Below are 20,699 nucleotides of genomic sequence, written 5' to 3'. Positions count from 1 at the left end.
CCACGGTCCCCCCTCGGTTCCCCCACCCCTAGGGTGTATCCACCCGTCCCGGGCTATTCACCCGACCGAGCAGGCGCTCGGAGTGAACCGGGGGAGCGGAGGGGGGCGCGTTCGCCACCCGCTCTGTCCCGCTGATCATTTCGCGCCTACCGTCTCAGACAAGGGCACGGGCGGGGAGGTTCGATCATGGCGGGACGGGGCCCGCGGACCGGGAGCGGTCGCCGCACGGCGGACGGCACGCGGGAGGCGCGGCAGGACACCTGGCCGGTGCTCGGCGACCGGCTGGTCCGGGTGCGCGACCTCGCCGGGCGCCCGCGCGGCACCGGCTTCCTCGCCGACCATCACGGCACCCTGGTCACCAGCCATGAGGCCGTCGACGGGCTTGCCCGGATCGTGCTGCACGCCGCCGGTGACCGCACCTGCGTGGTTGACTCGGACGCGGTCACCCCGCTGCCCGCCCACGACCTGGCCCTGATCCGCACGGAGGGCCTCTGCGTGGATCCGCTGCCGATCACGGTACGGGAGCGGATCCCGACCGGAACCTATGTGAGGATCGCCGCCGACCGCTGGCGCGAGGCCCGGGTGCTGGCCGCGACCCAGGTGACGTACACCGCCACCGATCGCTTCCATCTCCTCGACGACGCACTGGAGTTGGCGATCGGCACGGCCGGCCGGGACGCACTGCGGCTGGGCGGCGGGGCGGCCGGGGGACCGGTCCTTGACGCGGAGACCGGCGCGGTCCTCGGCGTCCTGGGCACGGCCCTCCGGTCCGGCCAGCGGGACGTGGGCTTCGCCGTCCCCCTCCACCACCCGGCCAGCGCCCCCTTGGCCGACCTGCTGGCCCGCAACGCCGAGACCGTGCCGGCGTACGGCATCGACCTCAACCTCGCAGGCATCCTGGAACTGACAGCCACATCGGTGGGCCAGGACGGCCCCCCGGGCGCCCTGGCCGGCTACATCGGCCGGACAGGAGCGCCCCATAGGGGCGCGGGGCTGGATCAGACATGCGGCTACCGCCGCGCGGGCGCGACCAGCCCAAACGCACCCGCAGCGCCACTCTCACCCGCCGCGGCACTCTCTGCGGAATCCACCGACCCCGTTCAACCCGTCGAACGCTCGGCAACCTCAAAGGAGCTGTCGTCCTTCGCCGAAGGCACCGGCACCGTCCTGGCCCTCGTCGGCGCCCCCGGCACCGGCCGCACCACCGAACTCGCCGCCCTGGCGCACGAGGCCGCCCGGCGCAGCCTCGGGCCCGGGCAGGGGGAGCTGGACCGGGAGTCGTTCGAGGCGGTGTTCCCCTGGGGTCCCGTCCCGGCCCACCTCGGCGGCGGCTCCGGCTGGGCCTCCGCCGTCCTCACCGAGGGCCTGCTGGTCCCGGCGGGCGGCGGCTACCGCTTCGCCCACGAGGAGCTCGCCGACTGGATCCAGGGCATGCACCTGGACCTGGACGAGGCCCTGCCCGCCCCCGTCCACCGCCCCCGGGCCCCCGAGGGCGCCCACCCCCTGCCCGTCCCGCACCACCGGGTCGGCCCGGTCGTGCAGGCTCTGGTGCTCCTCGACCGCCAGTACGGCCCCGCCCAACTCGCCCCACGGCTGAATGAGCTGGCTCACGCCCTCGACCTCGACCCCGGCTCCTGGTGGGCCGCGCGGCTGCTCACGCAGACCCTGCTCCGGCTGCCCGACGCCACGCCGTACATCGGGGTGCTGCGGCTGCTCGCCGACCGGGTCGTGGGCCGGCAGCGGACCGCTCCCGCCGAGTTCGGGCCGGACTTCTGGACCGCGCTCGCCCTGCCCGACGCCGAACGCTTCGATCTGCTGCGGAGGCTGGTGCGCGCGGACGAGCCGCTGGCGGAGGCCGCGGGCATCGGGCGGTTCGGGGCCCGGCCGACGGCAGAAGAGTCCGAGGGCGCGGTCCCGCGCTACCTGGACGCCGTCGCCCGGCTGCTCGCCGCCGACCCCACCGCCGTACAGCCGTATCTCACCCGGTGGTTCGAGGGCGAGCGGCCGTTGCCCGCGATGCCGCACGCCACCGTGGCGACCGCGGCGCAGGCGCTGCTGCACACCCATCGGCACCGGGCGCTGGACGATCTCACCGAGGTGCTGGTCGATGCCGCGCACCGGCGGGGCGACGAGCTGCTCGCCGTGCTCGCCGAGGACGAGCCGTCCGCGGTGTGCCGGGCCGTCGACCGCTGGGCGCACGACGAGCGCCCGGCCCGCCGGGTGGCCGCCGTTGCCTACGGGCTGCGCGCCGCCCCACACGTCCGCAGCGAGCCCGACCGCGAACTGCTCCGCTACGCCGCGCTCGCCCTGCTCGCCCGCCCCGCCGACTGCACCCTGCACGGCGGCGCCCTCGCCCTGCTGGTCCGGGACCCACGGACCCGGGCCCGCCATCTCCCGCAGGCACTACGGCACTTCGCCACCGGCGACCCGCAGCTCTCGCCCAGCGCCCTGGTCCCCGCCCTGGCCACCCACCCCGACGACGTCCTGGAGGCCTTCCGCGCCCGGCTGCGGGAGCCGGGCGCCGGACAGGTGCTGCGCGCCCTCGCCGACGTCACCACACCGGCCCTCGCCCACCGGGTCACCGAGCTGGTCCTTGAGGCCGTCGATCTGCGGCCGGAGACCGCCGGGCAGGTGGCCGGGTTCGTCGAGCGCCGCCTCGACCACGGTGCCGGGGCCCGTGCCGTCCTGCTGCCGTTGGTCACCGGGCTGCTCGACCACGGCCCCGAGCCGGTGCGGGCGGCCCTGGCGACCGTTCTGGGCTCGGCCGGCACCCCCGCATCGCGGCCGCTGCGCCGGGAAATGCTGGAGTTCCTGCTGGACCATGAACAGGACCCGGGCGTCCTCGACGCGCTGCTGCACGCGGCCGCCGTACAGCGCGAGGACGACGGTGATCAGATGCGTGAGCTGGTCAGGCGCACCGGGCTGATGCTGGTCCGCACCCCGGACGGGGCGACCCGGTTCGACCGCGGACTGGTCGATCTGGGCCGGCACGTGCCCGGATTCGCCGCCCTGATGGCCCGCTGGCTCACGGACACCCCGGAGGAATGGGCCGCGGTGGTGGGGCCGAGCACCCGGCGGATGCTGGGGAACCTGGCCGGTGTCCGGGTGCCCGCGTGAGGCGGTGGGAGCGTGCGCCAGGTCACAGCCACCGTGCCGGTGTGAGACGGGTCCGCCAAACATGGCACCCTTAGACCTGCGTAAGACGGACAACGGACACAGGTTCGAGGAGCGGTCACAGTGCAGCGCTGGCGTGGCTTGGAGGACATCCCCGAGGACTGGGGGCGCAGCGTCGTCACCATCGGTTCTTACGACGGGGTGCACCGCGGTCACCAGCTGATCATCCGGCATGCCGTGGACCGCGCCCGTGAGCTGGGCGTTCCGGCGGTCGTCGTCACCTTCGACCCGCATCCCAGCGAGGTCGTCCGCCCCGGCAGCCACCCGCCGCTGCTCGCCCCGCACCACAGGCGCGCCGAGCTGATGGCGGAGCTGGGCGTGGACGCGGTCCTGATCCTCCCCTTCACCACCGAGTTCTCGAAGCTGTCGCCCGCCGAGTTCGTGGTCAAGGTGCTGGTCGACAGGCTGCACGCCAAGGCCGTCGTCGAGGGCCCCAACTTCCGCTTCGGCCACAAGGCCGCGGGCAACGTCGAGTTCCTCACCGAGCAGGGCAAGGTGTACGACTTCGAGGTCGAGGTCGTCGACCTGTACGTGCGCGGAGAGGCGGGCGGCGGCGAGCCGTTCTCCTCGACCCTGACCCGGCGTCTGGTCGCCGCGGGCGACGTCGCGGGCGCCCGCGAGATCCTGGGCCGCCCGCACCGGGTGGAGGGCGTGGTCGTACGCGGCGCCCAGCGCGGCCGCGAGCTGGGCTTCCCCACCGCCAACGTGGAGACCCTTCCGCACACCGCCATCCCCGCCGACGGCGTGTACGCCGGCTATCTGCACGCCCAGGGCGAGGTGATGCCGGCCGCGATCTCCGTCGGCACCAACCCGCAGTTCGACGGCACCGAACGCACGGTGGAGGCGTACGCCATCGACCGCGTCGGCCTCGACCTGTACGGCCTGCATGTCGCCGTCGACTTCCTGGCCTACGTCCGCGGCCAGGCCAAGTTCGACTCGCTCGACGCGCTGTTGGAGCAGATGGCCGAGGACGTCAAGCGGTGCCGGGAACTGGTGGCGGCCGAGGACGCCTGAGCCGAGGGCTCAGCAACGAGGGTTCAGCAAAGAGACTTCCTATTAATACGCCGAAGGGCGGCCGGTGCGGTGAGGCACCGGCCGCCCTTCGGCGTTGCGGCTACTGCTGCGGGGGCTGGGGCTGCGGCGGTTCCTGGGGGTGGGGCGGCTGCTGCGGGAAGCCGTAGCCGCTTGGCGGCGCCGGGGGAGCGGGGGGCTGGACGCCGGGCTGCGGATAGCCGTAGCCGGGCTGGGGCTGGCCCTGCGGCTGCGGGGGATACGGCTGGCCCGGCGGCTGCGGCGGGTACGGCTGGGCGCCGGGCTGGGGCTGCGGGGGGTACGGCTGCGGCTGCTGCGGGTACGGCTGTCCCGGCGCGTACGGCTGCTGCTGGCCCGGAGCCGGCGGCGGGGCGTACTGCTGGCCCGGCACCGGCTGGCCCGGCATTGGCGGGGCGGCGACCGGCGGCGGGTTGCCGTCGCTGGTCCACAGGCCGTGCATCTGCTGGTGTCGTACGAAGTCCTCGGCGACCATCGCCGCGAGGTTGAAGTACGCCTCGCGCACCTTCGGCCGCATCATGTCGAGGTCGACCTCGGCACCGGCGGACAGATGCTCGTCGAAGGGGACGACCACGACACCCCGGCAGCGCGTCTCGAAGTGCGCCACGATGTCCTCGACCTTGATCATCTTGCCGGTATCGCGCACCCCCGAGATCACGGTGATCGACCTCGAGACGAGATCGGCGTACCCGTGCGCGGACAGCCAGTCCAGCGTCGTACTGGCGCTGCTCGCACCGTCCACCGACGGCGTCGAGATGATGATCAGCTGGTCGGCGAGGTCGAGCACACCGCGCATGGCGCTGTAAAGCAGACCGGTGCCGGAGTCGGTGAGGATGATCGGGTACTGCTTGCCCAGGACGTCGATCGCGCGCCGGTAGTCCTCGTCGTTGAACGTGGTCGAGACGGCCGGGTCGACGTCATTGGCGATGATCTCGAGGCCGGACGCCGCCTGGGACGTGAACCGCCGGATGTCCATGTACGAGTTGAGGTACGGGATCGCCTGGACCAGGTCACGGATGGTGGCGCCGGTCTCGCGGCGCACGCGGCGGCCGAGCGTGCCGGCGTCCGGGTTGGCGTCGATGGCGAGGATCTTGTCCTGCCGTTCGGTGGCGAGGGTCGAGCCGAGCGCGGTGGTCGTGGTGGTCTTGCCGACACCGCCCTTGAGGCTGATCACCGCTATCCGGTAGCAGGACAGCACGGGCGTGCGGATCAGCTCCAGCTTCCGCTGCCGCTCGGCCTCCTCCTTCTTCCCACCGATCTTGAACCGGGAGGACGCGGCGGCGGGCCGGCCGCTCTTCGCCTTCTGCTTCTTGTTGAGCAGCCGGTCGGAGGAGAGCTCCACGGCCGCGGTGTAACCCAGGGGCGCGGCACCGGGGTTGGTCATCTGCCGCTGGTCGTGCTGCATGGGCTGCGGCCAGGCGGCACCGACACGCGGGTCGACCGGGGGCTGGGGGGCCTGCGGTGCCTGCTCAGGGTGCGGGGCCGCGGCGAGCGGCTGGCCGGGCTGGGCGGCGCGCGGGTCCTGGGAGGCTTGCGGCTGTCGGCCGGGCTGCGGGAAGCCGTAGCCGCCGGGCTGGGCCGGTGGCGTCGGGGGCGTCGGGGGCTGCGCGGCCGGCTGCGGGAAGCCGTAACCGCCTGGCGCGGGCGCCTGGGGTACGGGGTCGCCGGGATAGCCGTAACCGCCCTGTGCGTCGGGGGCGGCGGGCTGCGGCTGTGCGGCCGGGGGCTGGGCGCCGGGCTGGGGGAAGCCGTAACCGCCCGGTGCCGGCGGCGGCGCGGGGGTGCCCGGCTGCGGGGCCGGGGGCTGGTTCCACGCGGCGGGCGCGGGCTGCGGTGCCTGCGGCTGGAACGCGGGCTGCTGCCCGGGCACGCCCGCGGGACCCTGCGTGGGCCTCGGCTGGGGCTGCGGCTGACCGGGCGCCGGCTCCGACGGCGTCTGCTGGGCCGGCCACTGGGCGGCGGGTGCGGGGGCCGCGGGCTGATAGGACGGCGGCAACGGCGGCACCACGGCCGGCGGCGTCGGCGGGGGAGCCCAGGCGGTGGGCACGGCGGCCTCGGGAGCCGGGGGCGCGTCCTGCGGCGCGGGAGCGGCCGCTACGGCGTCCTGGGGCGCGGGGGGCGTGTCCTCGGGCTCGGCGGTGTCCTCGGCGGCTCCGGCGTCGGCGACTTCGTCGGCCGCGGAGCGCGTCTCGTCGTCGGCGCCGTCACTCTCGCCATCGTCGTCGGGGGTGGCGACCGCGTCCTGGGGCTCGTCCTCCTCGGCGTCTTCCTCGGAGGGTGCGTCCGTCTCGGCCGTACCGCTGGAATCGGCTTCGTCGAGAGGCGCCTCGTCCTCGGCACCGATCACGTCGATGCCGGCGCGCTGCGAGTCGTCCGCGTCCTCGATCTCGGGGTCGTCGGAGTCGTCGGAGTCGACCGGCAGCGCGACGTCGTCGGCTGCCGCGTGCTCCTCTTCTTCGGCTTCGTTCTCGGCGAGACTCGGCTCAGCGGCCGCGCTCCTGAGGGCGGCCGCCTGCTCGGCGACCTCCGCAATGTCACGCTTCAGCGCGACGGCGGAGAACCGCATCGTCGCCCCGCTCTCCAGGTCGCCGTTCCTCGGCTCGGGCTCCGGCGCCGGTTCTTCGGCGGCAGGCCGCTGCGGTTCGAAACCGACCGGCAACTTCGGCACGGCGGCCGCCCCGTCTGCGGGCGGTGCGGCCAGGGTGAACGGCACGGCGGGCCTAGCGGTCGGCTCAGGCGGAGCGGCCGGCGTCCCCGCGTCCGCGCTCGGGGCCGGCGGCGTGAACGGCGCCCCCGGCGTGGCAGTGGCCGGCGGGGTGAACGGCGCACCCGGAGTCGAGACGGGCGGTGGGGTGAACGGCGCCCCCGGCGTTGACGTCGGCGCGGGAGTGAACGGAGCGCCGGGCGTTGACGTGGGCGGCGGGGTGAAGGGCGCCCCAGGCTTCGCGGCAGGCGCGGACGCGGACGGAGCACCCGGCGCCGAAGCAGGCGGTGGCGTGAAGGGCGCTCCCGGCGTGGCGGTGGGTGGCGGCGTGAACGGCGCACCCGGAGTCGAGGTGGGTGGCGGCGTGAACGGCGCACCCGGTGCCGGCGAAGTCCCCGGCGCGTGCGGCGGAGGCGGCGGCGCGAACGGTGCCCCGGGCCTGGCCGTTTGGCCCCCCTGCTGGGCATGCGGAGGGGGAGTCAGCCCGGGGATCGGCGCCCCCGGCGGGAATGGTGAACGGGGCTGCGCGGCAGGCGTCGTACCGGAGCCGGAGCCGGAGCCGGAGCCCGGAGCCCCCGCTCCGCCCGCCGTGCCGGACTGGCCACCGGACCCCGAAGCACCCGCCCCCGGACCCGCACCCGCCCCCGGCCCGCCGGAACCGTCGGCGCCTCCCGGGCCGCCCGCCGCGTTCTGCGTGTACCAGGCGGGCGGCGCGTAGTCGATGGTGAACTCGCCCGTCATCTCATTGAGGGACTCCGCGTCGGGCTGGTCATCGCCGGGTGTGGCCCAGCCCCCGCGGATCCCGTCCCGATCGCTGCTCACAGTTCCTCCTGGTGTGGTCGAGCACCCTCATGCCGTGCCGGCGCGACGACCATGTCGTGTCGTTCTCAGCATCCGTATTCGTTTGAGGTAGTCCGATCCACCGGCTCTCCCCCTCGGGACGCCGACGCCTTGTTCACGGTCCGACGTCGCGCCTCCCCCTCCCAGCCTAATCACCAGGAGCCAGACCTAGGCAGGCCCGTCCGTCTCAATGCGGACGTCCGTCTGGTCACACCCTGCCCGGAACTGCTGTGCAGAGCTTCCGTATTGCCTAACAATCGATGAACAAAACGGGCAAGACCCGTCAGTTCGGGCACCAGTTGACCGCTCTGGAACCGTGCCTCGTGTTCATGATCCCCCGGCGGCGGAGGGGACAGGTGAGCGTGTGTTCGCGTGACCACAGAGGAACTGGCCCTGGAAACCTGCACATTGCGCCCGGATGCAACGGGGGACGGGCGAGTACGAGGTGAGCACGGCAAACGCCGCAGCCTTCCCGCGAGTTCTGCCGTACGCGCAACGCGAAGCGGAGAAGACATCTGGGCCGCCGGCAAGGCCGTGGCCAAGGGCATCGGCACCAGGATCGTGGGCGTCAAGACAGAACCCGGCGTCGACGACACGGCCTGGACCCTCCCACCGGACGGTCACCTCTGCGCCACCAGCGGCCACGTCACCGTCGACGGCCGCACCGCGGTCGCGGTGCAGCCGAGCAAGCGCGAGGGCACCAAGGACGCCGGCATCTGTGACGAGGTCGTCTTCGTCGACCTGAACACCGGCAAGAAGCTGTGGACCGCCCAGAGAGCTGAGCCCGGTTGTGGGGCGGCACGCGCGCGCCGCCCCACAACCGGGCCGCCGGTCACTGGGCGGCCAGGCCGCCGTTGCGCTCGTTCGGCTCCAGGTCGAACTCACCGTCCCGCGCGCCCAGCACGAAGGCACGCCACTCGGCCTCCGTGTACCGCAGCACGGTGTCCGGGTCGAGCGACGACCGCATGGCCACCGCACCCTCGGGCAGGTAGGCGATCTCGACCCGCTCCTCGTCCTGCTCGGTGCCGGGCGCGCAGTGCCACTCGACGCCCGAGATGTCGAGCGCGTAGAGCTCGTCCCGTTCCCGCTCCTTGCGCGCCTTCATCTCCTCAGCCGTCTCGCTCATCCCGCGGCGACCCCTTCCCGATGACGTACGTACGCTGTGACCGCCACACTACTGGCGGTCGTGCTGCCTTTGGCCGTCTCGTCGTTCCTGCTGCATCACCAGGACAGAGCCGCCCATCGGCACTGGTACCCTGGACGACGGCCGTTTGTGTACGCACCCCCGGAGTCCCCCGTGGACCCTGGAGGCAGCGCCCAGCGGATCTCCGCCTCCCGAGTTGTGGAAGCTCCCCCGCGATGAAGACCGGGGGCACTCGGCGGGCACTCACAGACTATGAGGAGTACGCGTGTCGCTCGACGCCGCAGTGAAGAAGCAGATCATCTCCGAGTTCGGTACCAAGGAGGGTGACACCGGCTCCCCCGAGGTCCAGGTCGCTCTGCTCTCCCGTCGGATCTCCGACCTGACGGAGCACCTCAAGACCCACAAGCACGACCACCACTCCCGTCGTGGTCTGCTGATCCTGGTCGGTCAGCGCCGTCGCCTCCTGCAGTACCTGGCGAAGAAGGACATCCAGCGCTTCCGTGCGCTGGTCGACCGCCTGGGCATCCGCCGCGGTGCGGCGGGCGCCAAGTAGGACGCCGTGGAGGGAGCGGTTCCCGGAGAGACCCGGGGCCGCTCCCTTTGCCGTACGTGCGGAAACGTGCGGAGTGTCACTCACGCTTTGTAGTGTGGTAGCACAACGCACTACGCACGACACAGAAAGACGTACGTCCGAGAACCACGGCGTACGACACAGAACGAGGAGAAGCGCACCTAAGCCGCCGCCGGTCCTCGGTAGTGGCCCCCGGGGGGAAGCGAGCCCCGGGTGCTTCGATCGAAGACCGGCCCGCACAGCACGGCGCGCTTCTCCGTAACCGTCCCCCCGCCACACGGGCTGCGAGGGACGAAAGACGACAAGTAACGGAGAAAACGCTAGTGGAGAACGAGACCCACTACGCCGAGGCCGTCATCGACAACGGCACCTTCGGCACCCGCACCATCCGCTTCGAGACGGGCCGCCTGGCCAAGCAGGCCGCCGGCTCCGCCGTGGCGTACCTGGACGACGACACCATGGTGCTGTCGGCCACCACCGCCTCCAAGAACCCCAAGGACCAGCTCGACTTCTTCCCCCTCACGGTGGACGTCGAGGAGCGGATGTACGCCGCCGGCAAGATCCCCGGCAGCTTCTTCCGCCGTGAGGGCCGTCCCTCCGAGGACGCGATCCTCACCTGCCGACTGATCGACCGCCCGCTGCGCCCGTCCTTCAAGAAGGGCCTGCGCAACGAGATCCAGGTCGTCGCCACCATCATGGCGCTCAACCCCGACCACCTGTACGACGTCGTCGCGATCAACGCCGCGTCCGCGTCCACCCAGCTGGCCGGTCTGCCCTTCTCCGGCCCGATCGGCGGCGTCCGCGTCGCACTGATCAACGGCCAGTGGGTGGCCTTCCCGACGCACTCCGAGCTCGAGGACGCCGTCTTCGACATGGTCGTCGCGGGCCGCGCCCTGGAGGACGGCGACGTCGCGATCATGATGGTCGAGGCCGAGGCCACCGACAAGACCATCCAGCTGGTCAAGGGCGGCGCCGAGGCGCCGACCGAGGAGGTCGTCGCCTCCGGTCTGGAGGCCGCGAAGCCCTTCATCAAGGTCCTGTGCAAGGCTCAGGCCGACCTCGCCGCGAAGGCCGCCAAGCCGACCGGCGAGTTCCCGATCTTCCTCGACTACCAGGACGACATCCTGGAGGCGCTGGCCGCCGCCGTCCGCCCGGAGCTCGCCTCCGCGCTGACGATCGCCGGCAAGCAGGAGCGCGAGGCCGAGCTGGACCGCGTCAAGGGTCTGGCCGCCGAGAAGCTCCTCCCGGAGTTCGAGGGCCGCGAGAAGGAGATCTCCGCCGCGTACCGTTCGCTGACCAAGCAGCTGGTCCGTGAGCGCGTCATCAAGGAGAAGAAGCGCATCGACGGCCGCGGTGTCACCGACATCCGCACCCTGGCCGCCGAGGTCGAGGCCATCCCGCGCGTGCACGGCTCGGCGCTCTTCGAGCGTGGCGAGACCCAGATCCTGGGCGTCACCACCCTCAACATGCTCCGTATGGAGCAGCAGCTGGACACCCTTTCCCCGGTGACCCGCAAGCGCTACATGCACAACTACAACTTCCCGCCGTACTCCACCGGCGAGACCGGCCGTGTCGGCTCCCCGAAGCGGCGCGAGATCGGCCACGGCGCCCTCGCCGAGCGCGCCCTGGTCCCGGTCCTGCCGACCCGCGAGGAGTTCCCCTACGCGATCCGCCAGGTGTCCGAGGCCCTCAGCTCCAACGGCTCGACGTCCATGGGTTCCGTCTGCGCCTCCACCATGTCGCTGCTGAACGCCGGTGTGCCGCTCAAGGCCCCCGTCGCCGGTATCGCCATGGGCCTGATCTCGCAGGAGATCGAGGGCGAGACGCACTACGTCACCCTCACCGACATCCTCGGTGCCGAGGACGCCTTCGGCGACATGGACTTCAAGGTCGCCGGCACCAAGGAGTTCGTGACCGCCCTCCAGCTCGACACCAAGCTGAACGGCATCCCGGCCTCCGTCCTGGCCGCCGCCCTCAAGCAGGCCCGGGACGCCCGCCTCCACATCCTCGACGTGATGATGGAAGCGATCGACAAGCCGGACGAGATGTCCCCGAACGCGCCGCGGATCATCACCGTGAAGATCCCGGTCGACAAGATCGGCGAGGTCATCGGCCCCAAGGGCAAGATGATCAACCAGATCCAGGAGGACACCGGCGCCGAGATCACCATCGAGGACGACGGCACGATCTACATCGGTGCCTCCGACGGCCCGGCCGCCGAGGCCGCCCGCGCCACGATCAACAGCATCGCCAACCCGACGATGCCCGAGGTCGGCGAGCGCTACCTGGGTACGGTCGTGAAGACGACCACCTTCGGTGCCTTCATCTCCCTGCTGCCCGGCAAGGACGGTCTGCTGCACATCTCGCAGATCCGCAAGCTGGCCGGCGGCAAGCGCGTGGAGAACGTCGAGGACGTCCTCGGCGTGGGCCACAAGGTCCAGGTCGAGATCGCCGAGATCGACTCCCGCGGCAAGCTCTCCCTGATCCCCGTGATCGAGGGCGAGGCTGACGACTCCGCCGCAGGCTCCGACGAGGACGCAAAGGACGACACCGACAAGTGACGTCGAGCAGCTCCACGACGACGGCCCGCACCTCTTCGGAGGCGCGGGCCGTCGCCCGTACCCAAACCCTGATCAAGGGCCAGAACGGCATCGGCACGGTCCGCAAGACCACCCTCCCCGGCGGCCTGCGCATCGTCACCGAGACGTTGCCCTCCGTGCGCTCCGCGACCTTCGGCATCTGGGCCCACGTCGGCTCCCGCGACGAGACCCCGTCCCTGAACGGCGCCACGCACTATCTGGAGCACCTCCTCTTCAAGGGCACCACGCGCCGCTCCGCCCTGGACATCTCCTCCGCCATCGACGCGGTCGGCGGCGAGATGAACGCGTTCACGGCGAAGGAGTACACGTGCTACTACGCGCGCGTGCTCGACACCGACCTGCCGCTCGCCATTGACGTCGTCTGCGACATGCTGACCGGCTCGCTCATCCTCGAAGAGGACGTCAACGTCGAGCGGGGCGCGATCCTCGAAGAGATCGCCATGACCGAGGACGACCCGGGCGACTGCGTGCACGACCTGTTCGCACACACCATGTTCGGCGACAACGCCCTCGGCCGTCCCGTCCTCGGCACGGTCGACACGGTCAACGCCCTCACCGCAGACCGCATCCGCCGCTTCTACAAGAAGCACTACGACCCCACCCACCTGGTGGTCGCGGCCGCCGGCAACATCGACCACAACAAGGTCGTACGACAGGTCCGCGCGGCCTTCGACAAGGCCGGCGCCTTCAGGACCGCCGAGGCGGCCCCCATCGGCCCGCGCGACGGCAGCCGCAGCATCCGCACCGCCGGACGCGTCGAACTCCTCGGCCGCAAGACCGAACAGGCACACGTCGTCCTCGGCATGCCCGGCCTGGCCCGCACCGACGACCGCCGCTGGGCCCTCGGTGTACTCAACACCGCCCTCGGCGGGGGCATGTCCTCCCGGCTCTTCCAGGAGGTCCGCGAGAAGCGCGGCCTGGCCTACAGCGTGTACTCCTACACCTCGGGCTTCGCCGACTGCGGCCTGTTCGGCCTGTACGCCGGCTGCCGGCCCTCGCAGGTCCACGACGTCCTCAAGATCTGCCGGGACGAACTGGACCAGGTTGCCGAGCACGGCCTGCCCGACGAGGAGATCGGCCGTGCCATCGGCCAGCTCCAGGGCTCCACGGTGCTCGGCCTGGAGGACACCGGTGCGCTGATGAACCGTATCGGCAAGAGCGAGCTGTGCTGGGGCGAGCAGATGTCCGTCGACGACATGCTGGCCCGGATAGCCGCGGTGACCCCGGACGACGTCCGCTCCGTCGCCCGCGACATCCTGGGACAGCGCCCGTCGCTGTCGGTCATCGGCCCGCTCAAGGACAAACAGGCCGCACGCCTGCACGACGCCGTCGCCTGACACACCACCGGTAAGGAACGAAGATGAGCAAGCTGCGCGTGGCGGTCCTCGGGGCCAAGGGCCGTATCGGGTCCGAGGCGGTCAGGGCGGTCAAGGCCGCCGAGGACATGGAGCTGGTCGCCGCCCTCGGCCGGGGCGACAAGCTGGAGGCGCTGGCCGAGTCCGGTGCCCAGGTCGCGGTCGAACTGACCACCCCCGCCTCGGTGATGGGCAACCTCGACTTCTGCGTGCGCCACGGCATCCACGCCGTCGTCGGCACCACGGGCTGGACCGACGAGCGCCTCACGCAGCTCAAGGGCTGGCTGGACCAGTCCCCGGAGACCGGCGTCCTCATCGCCCCGAACTTCTCCATCGGCGCCGTGCTGACGATGAAGTTCGCCCAGATCGCAGCGCCCTACTTCGAGTCGGTGGAGGTCGTCGAACTCCACCACCCGAACAAGGTCGACGCCCCCTCCGGCACCGCCACCCGCACCGCCCAGCTCATCGCCGAGGCCCGCCGCTCGGCAGGCATCGCCCCGGCCCCGGACGCCACGGTGACGGCGCTGGACGGCGCGCGCGGCGCCGACGTCGACGGGATCCCCGTCCACGCCGTCCGCCTGCGCGGTCTCCTGGCCCACCAGGAGGTCCTGCTGGGCGGCGAGGGCGAGACCCTCACCATCCGCCACGACTCCCTCCACCACAGCAGCTTCATGCCGGGCATCCTGCTCGGCGCCCGCCGCGTGGTCACCACTCCGGGCCTGACCTTCGGCCTGGAAAACTTCCTGGACCTGGGCTGATACGAGACCTCTGACATGCGCGCGAAGCTCTCCTACGCCCTGACGGCCGCCGTCCTGGTCTTCTACTTCGTCCTGGTCGGCAGCCGGGGCGTGATGCTCATCCAGACCGGCACGGCCCTCACCGTCACCTTCGGGGTGGCGGTGCTGATCCTGCCAGTCATCGGCCTGTGGTTCCTGTGGAAGAACACCCAGTTCGTCCGCAAGGCCAACGCCCTCGCCGCCGAACTCGACGCCGAGGGCGGCCTGCCCGTGGACGAACTGAAGCGCACACCCGGCGGCCGCATCGACCGGGACTCCGCCGACGAGGTCTTTGCCAAGCGCAAGGCCGAGACCGAGACCGCTCCCGAGGACTGGCGCAGTTGGTTCCGGCTGGCCGTCGCCTACCACGACGCCCGCGACACCCCGCGCGCACGCAAGGCGATGCAGCGCGCCATCGCCCTGCACGACGGCAGGCCGGTGGAGGCCTGAGCGGTGCCCCGCATACGCAGCAGGGGCAGGCCCGCGTCGTGCGGGCCTGCCCCTGCTGCGTGTCGCTGGACGTGTCTCAGCCGCGCCGGTACTCCGCCGCCCACGCCTCCACCGCGTCCGCCGCATGGTCGAAGGCCGACCCCCGGCCCAGGAAGTCCATCCCGTGCGTGGTCAGCAGCGGCTCCGTGTCCTCCGGCGACCGGTCCTTGCGTACGAGTGTCAGTGCCTGCCCCTGCACCGTGCGCGGCAGCCCCAGCCAGCGGACCGGCTGCTGCGCCGTGCGCACCGAGACGACCCGATTCCAGGGCACTGTCCGCGTGTACAGCAGACCGACCTGGCGCACTCCGCGCGCGCTCACCCACACACCCATGCGCAGTATCCGCAGCGCGGCGGCGATGATCAGCAGCGCGACGCCGAGGACCGCCCCGGCGGAGGACAGCGAGCCGGTCAGGGCCAGCGCGACCGCCGCGAACAGCACGAACGAGGCGAGCAGCAGCCACAGGGCGGCGCCGCCCACACGCCACGGCCCGGGCCGGTAGGGGCGCCGCCAGCGGTCCCGGTCGTCGTACGGCAGGGGGTCGTCGAGTGCCGCGTCGTAGGCGCGGTCGGCCGTCAGGAAGGGCAGGGGCACGGCTGGTCCTCACTCAATCCATGCATGGGCTGTGCCCGGTGAGGCTATCCGCCCGTGTCCCCGCTCACCACTCACGGGGGGCCGGAAGAGTCAGTGCCCCTGAGAGGCCTGCGACTGCTGGGTCTGCGTGTTGGACGGCGTGGACAGCGCCGGCATGCCCAGGACCAGGGAGCCCACCACGCCCGCCACGATGGTGAGCCCGAGCAGCCATCGCCCGGCTATCTGACTCACGGACGGCCGCTGACGGGGCGGGGGAGTGACATTGCTGCGGAAACTGTCGGCTTCGGCGAGGAAGGCGAACGGCACGGGTTCGCGCCGACGGAACATCGAGGCGTCTCCTCTCGGGAACTGAGGGGGGCAGCGATCGAACGAATCGCTCTCACCAACACAGACGAGCGAACGATGCGAAAGGTGCCCGGTTGCCCCGAATTCACAGGACTTCACCGAAGTTGGCCGAGGATGTCGCGCCCCGGCACCGAACGCCCCGATGTCGGTGCCGGGCCGTAGAGTGGGCGCCGCCCGAGAGAAGTGATGGAAGGACCCTCCGAGCCGTGACCGACACCCCCGCCGACGACCCCAAGCCCAGTTTCCGGAGCGATGTCACCGTCGAGCTGGTCAAGCACAGCGCGGCCGACTCCGACGTGCTGTGGGCCGCCCGAGTCTCGACCGCCGGCGAGCAGTCCCTGGACGAGCTGAAGAAGGACCCGGAGCGCTCCAAGGGCCTGATCAACTACCTGATGCGGGACCGGCACGGCAGCCCCTTCGAGCACAACTCGATGACGTTCTTCATCAGCGCCCCGATCTTCGTCTTCCGCGAGTTCATGCGCCACCGCGTCGGATGGTGCCTGCCGGGGGACACCATGATCCGTGTCGGCACCAGCAAGAACGGCAAAGCCAAACGCATCGCGGACGTCTATCGCGACTGGAAGATCGGTGTGCCCGATTCCATGGGGCGTACGCGCAGGCTGAAGTCCTGCGAGAACCTCCTCGCCGACACCATCAACCTGGAGACCGGGTTGGCGGAGAAGGCGCCCGTGGTTGACGTTTTCGAGTCTGGCGTGAAACCGGTCCTCAAGGTGTCGACAACGAACGGCAAGGCTCTGCGGTGCACCGCGGACCACCGTGTCTGGACGCCCGATGGCTGGGTTCGCGCCGGCGACCTGCGCGTCGGTGACCGGGTCGGGCGGCTGGGCCGCGGGGGGGTCGGAGAGCAGGTGGGCATCCCGAAGCGCCTGCGTGAGGGCATTCAGATCTGGACCACCGAGCAGCGAGCCAAGCTCGTCGCGCCTATGGACCTCTGCTACATCTGCGACGAGAAGTTCGAGGCCAAGGACCTGGAGCTGGATCACGTCGTCCCGGTGGATGCCGATCTGGCCAAGGCACTCGACGTCTCGAACCTGCGACCGGCCTGCAAATCGTGTCACCAGCGGAAGACCCACAGCGAAGGCGTGCCGATCGGAGCGCGCCGCCGCGCCCTTCAGAACGGTGTGCGCTGGGAGGGCGTCCTCTCCGTCGTCCCCGACGGGGAGGAGATGACCTACGACATCTCGATGCCGCCGCCGCACCACAACTTCATCGCGGACGGTTTTGTCGTACACAATTCGTACAACGAGGAGTCCGGACGCTACCGCGAGCTCCAACCGGTCTTCTACGTTCCCGGCGAGGACCGCAAGCTGATTCAGCAGGGACGCCCCGGCAGGTACGAGTTTGTCCATGGCACTGCCGAACAGCACGGGGCCGTCGCCGCCGCGATGGAGGAGTCCTACCGGCAGTCCTACGCCGCGTACCAGGAGATGCTGGCGGCCGGTATCGCCCGCGAGGTTGCCCGCGCCACCCTGCCCGTCGGCCTCTTCTCCTCGATGTACGCCACCTGCAACGCCCGCTCCCTGATGCACTTCCTCGGCCTGCGCACCCAGCACGAGCTGGCCAAGGTGCCGTCCTTCCCGCAGCGGGAGATCGAGATGGTCGGCGAGAAGATGGAGGCGGAGTGGGCCAGGCTCATGCCGCTCACCTACGCCGCCTTCAACGCCAACGGCCGCGTCGCGCCGTAACCCGGCCGACCTGTCGTGCGTGTTGTCGCGCGTCTTGTCGTGCTCGGCACAGATGTACGGATCAGCCTCGCGAGGTGTCCGTATTGCGGCATTTAGTGAAGTTCATCTAGCCTGATCAAACGGACCCGGCACTGCTTGAACCCCCGAGCAGGCAGTGCCGGGCTCCGCATTTGTCCGGACTTTCCCCGCCCCCCAAGGGCAGACCGTGCCGTGAGCACCGAGTAGCGTGTAACCCATGGCTCCGACCTCCACTCCGCAGACCCCCTTCGGGCGGGTCCTCACCGCCATGGTCACGCCCTTCACGGCGGACGGCGCACTCGACCTCGACGGCGCGCAGCGGCTCGCCGGCCACCTGGTGGACGCAGGCAACGACGGCCTGATCATCAATGGCACCACCGGCGAGTCCCCCACCACCAGCGATGCGGAGAAATCGGATCTCGTGCGAGCCGTGGTGGAGGCGGTCGGCGACCGCGCCCACGTCGTGGCCGGGGTCGGCACCAACGACACCCACCACAGCATCGAACTGGCCCGCCAGGCCGAGCGCGACGGCGCCCACGGCCTGCTGGTCGTCACGCCGTACTACAACAAGCCGCCGCAGGAGGGCCTGTACCGGCACTTCACGACCGTCGCCGACGCCACCGGGCTGCCTGTCATGCTCTACGACATCCCCGGCCGCAGCGGCGTCCCGATCAACACCGAGACGTTCGTCCGCCTGGCCGAGCACCCGAGGATCGTCGCCAACAAGGACGCCAAGGGCGACCTCGGCCGCGCGAGCTGGGCCATCGCCCAGTCCGGCCTCGCCTGGTACTCCGGCGACGACATGCTGAACCTGCCGCTGCTCTCCGTGGGCGCCGTCGGCTTCGTCTCGGTCGTCGGCCATGTGGTCACCCCGGACCTCAGGACCCTCGTCGAGGCCTTCACCTCCGGCGACGTGCAGAAGGCCGCGGAGATCCACCAGAAGCTGCTCCCGGTCTACACCGGCGTGTTCCGCACCCAGGGCGTCATGACGACCAAGGCCGCGCTGGCCCTCCAAGGGCTGCCCGCCGGGCCCCTGCGCGCCCCCATGGTCGAATGTTCGGCCGAGGAGATCGCCCAGCTCAAGATCGATCTTGGTGCCGGCGGGGTACAGCTCTGACAACAGACTTCGCGCGGACGTCCGCGTAGCAAGGCTTAACAACTGAATAAGGCGGGACACCGGTGCCCGCATCCCACAACGACAACTGCTTATGCACGAACGTCACGCACGCCACGTGCCCGACCGGTACGTGGCGTGCGTGGTGAGGAGAGTCTTTTGAGTCATCCGCATCCTGAACTCGGCCCGCCGCCCCAGCTCCCCGAAGGCGCCCTCCGCGTCACCCCGCTCGGCGGGCTCGGCGAGATCGGCCGAAACATGACCGTCTTCGAGTACGGCGGCCGTCTGCTGATCGTCGACTGCGGCGTGCTCTTCCCCGAGGAGGAGCAGCCCGGAATCGACCTGATCCTCCCGGACTTCACGTCCGTCCGGGACCGTCTCGACGACATCGAGGGCATCGTCCTCACCCACGGCCATGAAGACCACATCGGCGCCGTCCCCTTCCTGCTCCGCGAGAAGCCGGACATCCCGCTCATCGGCTCCAAGCTGACCCTCGCCCTCATCGAGGCGAAGCTCCAGGAGCACCGCATCCGCCCGTACACCCTGGAAGTGGCGGAGGGCCAGCGCGAGCGCATCGGCCCCTTCGACTGCGAGTTCATCGCCGTCAACCACTCCATCCCGGACGCGCTGGCCGTGGCCATCCGCACCCCGGCCGGCATGGTGGTGCACACCGGCGACTTCAAGATGGACCAGCTCCCGCTGGACAACCGTCTGACGGATCTCCACGCGTTCGCACGGCTGAGCGAGGAGGGAATCGACCTTCTCCTCAGTGACTCCACCAACGCCGAGGTCCCCGGCTTCACCCCGCACGAGCGGGACATCTCCAGCGTCCTGCGCCAGGTCTTCGGCGGCGCCCGCAAGCGGATCATCGTGGCGAGCTTCGCCAGCCATGTCCACCGCATCCAGCAGATCCTGGACGCGGCCCACGAGTCCGGCCGCCGGGTCGCCTTCGTCGGCCGCTCCATGGTCCGCAACATGGGCATCGCGCGGGACCTGGGCTATCTCAAGGTCCCGCCGGGTCTCGTCGTCGACGTCAAGACCCTCGACGACCTCCCGGACAGCCAGGTGGTCCTGGTCTGCACGGGCTCCCAGGGCGAACCGATGGCCGCCCTGTCCCGGATGGCCAACCGCGACCACCAGATCCGGATCGTCGACGGCGACACGGTCATCCTGGCGTCCTCCCTGATCCCCGGAAACGAGAACGCGGTCTACCGCGTCATCAACGGCTTGACCCGCTGGGGCGCCAACGTCATCCACAAGGGCAACGCCAAGGTGCATGTTTCCGGCCATGCCTCCGCCGGCGAACTGCTGTACTTCTACAACATCTGCCGGCCGAAGAACCTGATGCCGGTCCACGGCGAATGGCGCCATCTGCGCGCCAACGCCGAACTCGGCGCCTTGACGGGCATCCCGCACGACCGCATCGTCATCGCTGAGGACGGTGTGGTCGTCGACCTGGTCGAAGGCAAGGCCAAGATCTCCGGCAAGGTGCAGGCGGGCTATGTGTACGTCGACGGTCTCTCCGTCGGCGACGTCGGCGAGCCGGCCCTGAAGGACCGCAAGATCCTCGGCGACGAGGGCATCATCTCGGTCTTCGTCGTGGTCGACGCCTCCACCGGCAAGATCACGGGCGGCCCGTATGTCCAGGCCCGCGGCTCCGGCATCGACGACTCGGCGTTCGCGGACGTCGTCCCGAAGATCTCGGAGGTCCTGGAACGCTCGGCCCAGGACGGGGTCGTGGAGCCTCACCAGCTGCAGCAACTCATCCGCCGGACCCTCGGCAAGTGGGTCTCGGACACGTATCGCCGCAGGCCGATGATCCTCCCGGTCGTCGTGGAGGTCTGACCCCAGTACGACGCCGTGAACGGCCCCTCGTACGTCTGAACCTGGAGCGGGCCGCCTCGATTTGCATCGAGGCGGCCCGCTCCAGTAGGTTTACGGCTCCGCCCAGCCGGGAACCCCAGTGCTTCATCGACTGGATCCGGTTGCCCCGGACCGGGTGGAAATTCCGACTCAGAACTTCTGATAAAGTCGGAATCGCCGGAAAGGGAAACGCGAGAGCGTGAACCTGGAAGGCGCCGAGGAAATCGGATCGGAAAACGGTCTGATAGAGTCGGAAACGCAAGACCGAAGGGAAGCCCGGAGGAAAGCCCGAGAGGGTGAGTACAAAGGAAGCGTCCGTTCCTTGAGAACTCAACAGCGTGCCAAAAGTCAACGCCAG

The 20,699-nt window shown here is 70.8% G+C and carries 14 protein-coding genes and 1 pseudogene; 11 read left to right on the top strand and 4 right to left on the bottom strand.

Going from position 1 to position 20,699, the window contains the following annotated elements; translation table 11 throughout:
• Positions 1-186: 186 nt before the first annotated feature.
• Complete coding sequence (locus ABZ396_RS38700) at positions 187-3,117, top strand: trypsin-like peptidase domain-containing protein (protein ID WP_358926525.1); 2,931 nt, start codon at positions 187-189, stop codon at positions 3,115-3,117.
• A 120-nt stretch (positions 3,118-3,237) separates the two neighbouring features.
• A complete protein-coding gene (locus ABZ396_RS38695; RefSeq protein ID WP_358926526.1) occupies positions 3,238-4,188 on the top strand; it encodes a bifunctional riboflavin kinase/FAD synthetase in 951 nt (316 codons plus the stop codon).
• A gap of 100 nt (positions 4,189-4,288) precedes the next feature.
• Here the strand turns inward: ABZ396_RS38695 and ABZ396_RS38690 are convergent, their stop codons facing one another.
• Positions 4,289-7,750 (bottom strand): SCO5717 family growth-regulating ATPase, encoded by a 3,462-nt coding sequence (locus tag ABZ396_RS38690; protein ID WP_358926527.1) that lies wholly within the window; start codon positions 7,748-7,750, stop codon positions 4,289-4,291.
• An 850-nt stretch (positions 7,751-8,600) separates the two neighbouring features.
• Complete coding sequence (locus ABZ396_RS38685) at positions 8,601-8,894, bottom strand: DUF397 domain-containing protein (protein ID WP_123973668.1); 294 nt, start codon at positions 8,892-8,894, stop codon at positions 8,601-8,603.
• A 283-nt stretch (positions 8,895-9,177) separates the two neighbouring features.
• Between ABZ396_RS38685 and rpsO the strand changes: the two genes are divergently transcribed.
• The 5 genes from rpsO to ABZ396_RS38660 all read left to right on the top strand — a co-directional run bounded on the left by rpsO (position 9,178) and on the right by ABZ396_RS38660 (position 14,664).
• Complete coding sequence (rpsO, locus tag ABZ396_RS38680; protein WP_004924725.1) at positions 9,178-9,465, top strand: 30S ribosomal protein S15; 288 nt, start codon at positions 9,178-9,180, stop codon at positions 9,463-9,465.
• A gap of 341 nt (positions 9,466-9,806) precedes the next feature.
• On the top strand, positions 9,807-12,044 hold the full coding sequence (locus ABZ396_RS38675) for a polyribonucleotide nucleotidyltransferase (RefSeq protein WP_358926528.1): 2,238 nt from the start codon (positions 9,807-9,809) through the stop codon (positions 12,042-12,044).
• Positions 12,041-13,420: a pitrilysin family protein gene (locus ABZ396_RS38670; RefSeq protein ID WP_358926529.1), complete on the top strand. Its 1,380-nt coding sequence runs from the start codon at positions 12,041-12,043 to the stop codon at positions 13,418-13,420. Before ABZ396_RS38675 ends, ABZ396_RS38670 begins: the two co-directional genes overlap by 4 nt.
• A 23-nt stretch (positions 13,421-13,443) precedes the next feature.
• Complete coding sequence (dapB, locus tag ABZ396_RS38665; protein ID WP_358926530.1) at positions 13,444-14,196, top strand: 4-hydroxy-tetrahydrodipicolinate reductase; 753 nt, start codon at positions 13,444-13,446, stop codon at positions 14,194-14,196.
• A 15-nt stretch (positions 14,197-14,211) separates the two neighbouring features.
• Positions 14,212-14,664 carry a hypothetical protein gene (locus ABZ396_RS38660; RefSeq protein ID WP_358926531.1) on the top strand — a complete coding sequence of 151 codons (453 nt, stop codon included), beginning with the start codon at positions 14,212-14,214 and terminating at the stop codon, positions 14,662-14,664.
• A 76-nt stretch (positions 14,665-14,740) separates the two neighbouring features.
• On the opposite strand, the gene ABZ396_RS38655 is transcribed toward ABZ396_RS38660, so the two are convergent.
• Entirely contained in the window at positions 14,741-15,295 is a 555-nt protein-coding gene (locus ABZ396_RS38655; protein ID WP_358926532.1) for a phage holin family protein, read from the bottom strand.
• 90 nt (positions 15,296-15,385) lie between these two features.
• A complete protein-coding gene (locus ABZ396_RS38650) occupies positions 15,386-15,622 on the bottom strand; it encodes a hypothetical protein (RefSeq protein WP_358926533.1) in 237 nt (78 codons plus the stop codon).
• A 224-nt stretch (positions 15,623-15,846) separates the two neighbouring features.
• Between ABZ396_RS38650 and ABZ396_RS38645 the strand changes: the two are divergent.
• From ABZ396_RS38645 to ABZ396_RS38630, 4 genes and pseudogenes are all read left to right on the top strand, one after another.
• Positions 15,847-16,137 (top strand): annotated as a pseudogene (locus ABZ396_RS38645) (FAD-dependent thymidylate synthase); the annotation flags it as partial.
• Complete coding sequence (gene thyX, locus ABZ396_RS38640) at positions 16,117-17,346, top strand: FAD-dependent thymidylate synthase (protein WP_358926536.1); 1,230 nt, start codon at positions 16,117-16,119, stop codon at positions 17,344-17,346. The pseudogene ABZ396_RS38645 and the gene thyX, both read left to right, overlap by 21 nt.
• A 235-nt stretch (positions 17,347-17,581) precedes the next feature.
• Positions 17,582-18,481 (top strand): 4-hydroxy-tetrahydrodipicolinate synthase, encoded by a 900-nt coding sequence (dapA, locus tag ABZ396_RS38635; RefSeq protein WP_358926534.1) that lies wholly within the window; start codon positions 17,582-17,584, stop codon positions 18,479-18,481.
• Between the two features lie 156 nt (positions 18,482-18,637).
• Positions 18,638-20,323: a ribonuclease J gene (locus ABZ396_RS38630; RefSeq protein ID WP_358926535.1), complete on the top strand. Its 1,686-nt coding sequence runs from the start codon at positions 18,638-18,640 to the stop codon at positions 20,321-20,323.
• Positions 20,324-20,699: the final 376 nt, after the last annotated feature.

Origin of the sequence: Streptomyces sp. NPDC005866, assembly GCF_040629895.1 — a bacterium.
Taxonomy (GTDB): domain Bacteria; phylum Actinomycetota; class Actinomycetes; order Streptomycetales; family Streptomycetaceae; genus Streptomyces.
Note: the sequence above shows the minus strand (reverse complement) of the source record. Positions and strands in the feature narration are given on the sequence as shown.